The sequence below is a fragment of the Vibrio sp. 10N.222.54.A3 genome, from assembly GCF_041474095.1.
GTDB classification, from domain to species: domain Bacteria; phylum Pseudomonadota; class Gammaproteobacteria; order Enterobacterales; family Vibrionaceae; genus Vibrio; species Vibrio crassostreae_C.
Window position 1 is genome coordinate 21,916 of record NZ_JBFRTN010000135.1, and the last position, 4,889, is coordinate 26,804.

Here is a 4,889-nt window from a genome sequence, read left to right on the forward strand (position 1 = left end):
CGAGGCACCATTATTTGGTACTTAACAAATAATGGTCTTTATAGACCTGATGTTGAGACAAGTAATTCCCCTTTAGTTCAGTTGGTAGAACGGCGGACTGTTAATCCGTATGTCGCAAGTTCAAGTCTTGCAAGGGGAGCCATTTTTAAAGGACTTCATTTTATATGAGGTTTTAATTGAAGAGTTTAACTCTTTAAGCAAAGAATTTAGTGTGCCGACTTAGCTCAGTAGGTAGAGCAACTGACTTGTAATCAGTAGGTCACCAGTTCGACTCCGGTAGTCGGCACCATTCTTTTGCCTCGATAGCTCAGTCGGTAGAGCAGCGGATTGAAAATCCGCGTGTCGGTGGTTCGATTCCGCCTCGAGGCACCATTATTTGGTGCTTAACAAATAATGGTCTTTATAGACCTGATGTTGACACAAATAATTCCCCTTTAGTTCAGTTGGTAGAACGGCGGACTGTTAATCCGTATGTCGCAAGTTCAAGTCTTGCAAGGGGAGCCACATTCAAGAAAGCCAAGTCGAAAGACTTGGCTTTTTTTCGTTTGAACAAAAACAAACTCTATTCAATATACACATCAGCTCCTCACTAACTCTTAATCAGTCTCGATAAATTGAGTTATCTCCTTTTAGTACTCTTACTACAGCAGTTGATTCTAAGTTCTATAAAGCATATCCACTACAACAGAACCAACGCCTTATAAAGTTCATGACCCGCTAATATTCACATTAAAACAAATAGAACCAAGTCCTGTTACTTTTTTTTCTTCGAAAATTTAATCCCTATCATACTTTGATGTCTTTCTAATATCTGCCTTACACCACTTAGATTAAGATTCGATGAATTATACCTAATACTAATTATTGAATCGCTGCGCGGGGAAATATGAAACTAAAAACGCAAGCTTACTTATTATCGGGCATCATCTTGATCGCCCTGCTAGCACTGACGGCTACAGGCTTATGGACCTTAAGAGTTGCTAGCAACATGGACAACAAAGCTCGCGTAACAGAGCTGTTTAAGAGCGCATACAGCATTCTTACTGAAGTCGAAAAAATGGCGATTGATGGCACACTAGAAGAAGAGCAAGCCAAGCAACTAGCTACTCGCCTTCTACGCAACAACATCTATAAAGATAATGAATATGTTTACGTAGCCGATGAGAACATGACGTTTATCGCGACACCATTAGATCCTCAACTGCACGGAACCAGTTTTAACGACTTTAAAGATGGCGACGGCAATAGTGTTGGGCAGCTAATCCAAAGAGTACTTGGTAATCGTACTGGCGAGATCATTGAGTACACCTGGACACAAAAACTGCCAGATGGAACGATTGAAGAAAAACTGTCTATTGCAGAGAAAACGCCACATTGGGGTTGGGTTGTCGGCACTGGTATCGGGTTCAATGAAGTTAACGCTCGTTTTTGGTCTACTGCTCAATGGCAGCTATTCCTTTGTGTCGTGATTGCTGGTCTTATTCTGGCGAGCCTAATTGTATCCATTAAACGCATGCTAGCGCTTCTTGGCGGCGAACCTAAAGACGTACGAGAAGCAGTACAAGCCGTAGCACAAGGTCGAATTCAAACCTCTTTCGAAACTCAGGCAATTGACGGCAGTATCTATCACGCCGTACAACAAATGAGTAAGTCATTGGCTGAGCTAGTATCAAACCTTGACGCTTCAATGCTGGCATTAAGAGGCGAACTGCAGCGCGTAGAAGATCGCGCTGGGTCAATTGGTCAATTGACAGACACCCAACAGCAATCAACAGAGATGATCGCGACAGCAATGACCGAGATGGCCTCTTCAGCCAATAACGTAGCTGCTTCAGCTAGCGATACCGCGCGCAACACCGACGAGGCCGACAAACAGAGCCAGCATACCCAACAACTCATTCACAACACAGTAGATAACATTCAAGGCTTAGCAGGCCAACTAGGCACAGCAAGCGAAGCTGTCGCTAACCTAGATAACGATGTAAACAACATTGCAAAAGTATTGGATGTGATTGGTGATATAGCGGAGCAAACTAACCTATTGGCACTAAATGCAGCCATTGAAGCAGCTCGAGCTGGCGAACAAGGTCGTGGATTTGCTGTTGTAGCAGATGAGGTTCGTAACCTTGCAGGCAGAACACAATCGAGCACAAAAGAAATCCAATTAATGATTAATAACCTTCAAGAGGGATCTCGCAACGCAATTCAAACCATGGAAGTGTGTGCCGCGACCAGTGAAAGCACCGTAACAGAGTCTCAAAACGCCTCTGAAGCACTACAACAGATTGTTGTCGCATTAGAGTCCATTTCATCAATGAGTCATCAAATCGCAACAGCGGCCGCTGAGCAGACTCAGGTGAGCGATGATATATCGAAGCGTATCAATATGATCGAAGAGAGCGGTAACCAACTGAGCAATGTCGTAACAGAAAGTCATAACAGCACCCAAACTCTTGCCTCTCTTTCCAACGAATTAGAAGCTTGGGTTAATAGGTTTGAAGTAAAACACTAAACTCCCTAGAAAATTTTCAAATAAAAAAGCACGTTTTCATACGTGCTTTTTTTATTTCGGCGCCCATTCAGTGTAGTTAACCGTAGTTTTACTATCTTTTAGGGCATGCTAGACCTAGGTTTTTCACCCCAAATGAGCAAAAACAACCCACTAAGTATAGAAAAACATCAAACGATACTTTTTTTGCAATTTAATGTTGACCCAGAACGCGAAAACACGTTTAATACACCTCGTCGCCCGGATAGCTCAGTCGGTAGAGCAGAGGATTGAAAATCCTCGTGTCGGTGGTTCGATTCCGCCTCCGGGCACCACAATTTATTTGTTGGTGTCTTAGACAACAACAGTAAAGCACAAAGAAATATTATGTGCCGACTTAGCTCAGTAGGTAGAGCAACTGACTTGTAATCAGTAGGTCACCAGTTCGACTCCGGTAGTCGGCACCATTTCTTTAAAGCTTTAAGAATAATTCCCCTTTAGTTCAGTTGGTAGAACGGCGGACTGTTAATCCGTATGTCGCAAGTTCAAGTCTTGCAAGGGGAGCCAAGTTAATCATCAAGCATAAGCTTTTTGATTCATGATGCCGACTTAGCTCAGTAGGTAGAGCAACTGACTTGTAATCAGTAGGTCACCAGTTCGATTCCGGTAGTCGGCACCATTCTCTTGATTAGAGACTAAACAATCAATTCCCCTTTAGTTCAGTTGGTAGAACGGCGGACTGTTAATCCGTATGTCGCAAGTTCAAGTCTTGCAAGGGGAGCCAATTAAAAGAAGCCGCATCATTGATGCGGCTTTTTTGCATCTAAAGATCCTAACTTATTAATACAACTACCCTCACCTTTCAAATACCATATTCAATTCAGAAACCAACCGTTTTTATATCCTTCCAAAGCTACAAATCTTCGCTACTTAATGCTCTTCAAAATCTCCCAACAACAAACGACACATTCACGTAAGAGTCAGTCACAGTACGTTGCTACTCATTTTATTGACTAGGAGATCGGTTGAAAAAATCAATACTAAGTTTGGAGGTAAGAAAGCTAAATAACGAATCAAGTAAGCGCTGAAAAGCTCTGTAAGACACTTCAATCCAAATTGATACACAGATTACTCTTTATCAAAACTATCCACTACAATAGCGCCCATAGAGGCTGGCATTGAAATAACAATCACTCTTTTGATCGATACGACGGGATCACTCAATAGAGGTAATTTGTCCAGGCAAGTCAGTACCAAAGCAACGACCAATGCCGTCATAACATAAGCAATCACTATTCTGAAAATAAACACCGGCAACCGAGCAACAACATCTTTTTGAAAGACACTCTCATACGTATAGAAGCCTAAGAACACCGCAGACAGTAAAAATAGCAGCAATAGATTAGCGGTAGGTAAAGTCTCCCCTAACTTCCAAGCCTCTTCAGAAAAAGAAATCGGCACGGCCAAGGCAAAAGATCCCACAAAGATCTGGCTCGCATCTTCAAAGTTAAAACTCAATTTCATAATTCGACCCATTAGGTTTAAGGCTTTATCTAATTCTGAAAAGAATCACAAAACTATCCGCCAATGATTTGGGGGATTTTTATTTCTACTAAGCAAACAGTAGTGACCTTCTAGCTTCATCTTAGTCGCAATAACCAAAACATAGCTTGAACTAACCAGCAAGAAATCAATATGCTCAGAGCAAAACGGTCAACACGACTGATTAATATCGAGTCAACAAACACATCAAAATCGAAGACAGAGTGGTAACCCCTAATATACCAGCACCTAGAACCAAAGAATCTAAATCCGCAGGGTGATAAACGTCACTTCACGAATACGAGGGATGCTCTATTTCTTAGCTTATATACCCCTCAGGCACCACTTGGGAACACACTTAGCGACTCTCACCTTTAAGCTGAATCTAGCCTACTTTCACCCTTTGAAGTACTTAGAACGAGTCGCTCAATACCATCGAGAGTGGTTTTAAGCTCAATGCATAACAAGAGACATTAAGTCGACTCATTATGAGCTCTAGCGTTCTTAAGAGAAGCCTCCATGATAGAGCCCTAATTACACGTATCCTATAGATTCACAGATAGAGCAGAAGTCAGATTTCGTAGCCGAAAGGCTGTTAACTAATACTGAGAGCCGCTCACTTAATAAAGGAAACATCTACAGCGCGTATGGCTCGAGTATCTGAATGCTAAACTTAAAGCTATATACGTTTGAGATCATGCTCGAGTCACCTCACAGCTGGAATCAGAAATGATGTAGTCCTAATCATGAGTTGGTTTTGGGAAAAACCTGAGCTAAGAGCTGTGGGCTGCGGGAAAATCTTTTGTGTAAGTTATTCGACTGACGTGCGAAACACTATGATTTATACCAATTAAAGTAA

Annotated in this window: 2 protein-coding genes and 9 tRNA genes; 10 read left to right on the top strand and 1 reads right to left on the bottom strand. The window is 42.0% G+C overall.

Annotated features, from left to right (window positions below; genetic code table 11):
- The first annotated feature begins 66 nt into the window (after positions 1–66).
- The 10 genes from AB4507_RS21615 to AB4507_RS21660 all read left to right on the top strand — a co-directional run bounded on the left by AB4507_RS21615 (position 67) and on the right by AB4507_RS21660 (position 3,272).
- A tRNA-Asn gene (locus tag AB4507_RS21615) sits at positions 67–142 on the top strand.
- Between the two features lie 71 nt (positions 143–213).
- Positions 214–289: transfer RNA gene (locus AB4507_RS21620), tRNA-Thr, on the top strand.
- A gap of 7 nt (positions 290–296) precedes the next feature.
- A tRNA-Phe gene (locus AB4507_RS21625) sits at positions 297–372 on the top strand.
- Between the two features lie 56 nt (positions 373–428).
- Positions 429–504: transfer RNA gene (locus tag AB4507_RS21630), tRNA-Asn, on the top strand.
- A gap of 382 nt (positions 505–886) precedes the next feature.
- Entirely contained in the window at positions 887–2,512 is a 1,626-nt protein-coding gene (locus AB4507_RS21635; protein WP_017062210.1) for a methyl-accepting chemotaxis protein, read from the top strand.
- Positions 2,513–2,747: 235 nt separating this feature from the next.
- Positions 2,748–2,823: transfer RNA gene (locus tag AB4507_RS21640), tRNA-Phe, on the top strand.
- A gap of 56 nt (positions 2,824–2,879) precedes the next feature.
- Positions 2,880–2,955 (top strand) — tRNA-Thr (locus AB4507_RS21645).
- Between the two features lie 24 nt (positions 2,956–2,979).
- Positions 2,980–3,055, top strand: a tRNA-Asn gene (locus tag AB4507_RS21650).
- A gap of 36 nt (positions 3,056–3,091) precedes the next feature.
- A tRNA-Thr gene (locus AB4507_RS21655) sits at positions 3,092–3,167 on the top strand.
- 29 nt (positions 3,168–3,196) lie between these two features.
- Positions 3,197–3,272, top strand: a tRNA-Asn gene (locus AB4507_RS21660).
- A 344-nt stretch (positions 3,273–3,616) separates the two neighbouring features.
- Here AB4507_RS21660 and AB4507_RS21665 read toward each other — a convergent pair.
- Entirely contained in the window at positions 3,617–4,012 is a 396-nt protein-coding gene (locus AB4507_RS21665; protein ID WP_017060180.1) for a DUF2391 family protein, read from the bottom strand.
- Positions 4,013–4,889: the final 877 nt, after the last annotated feature.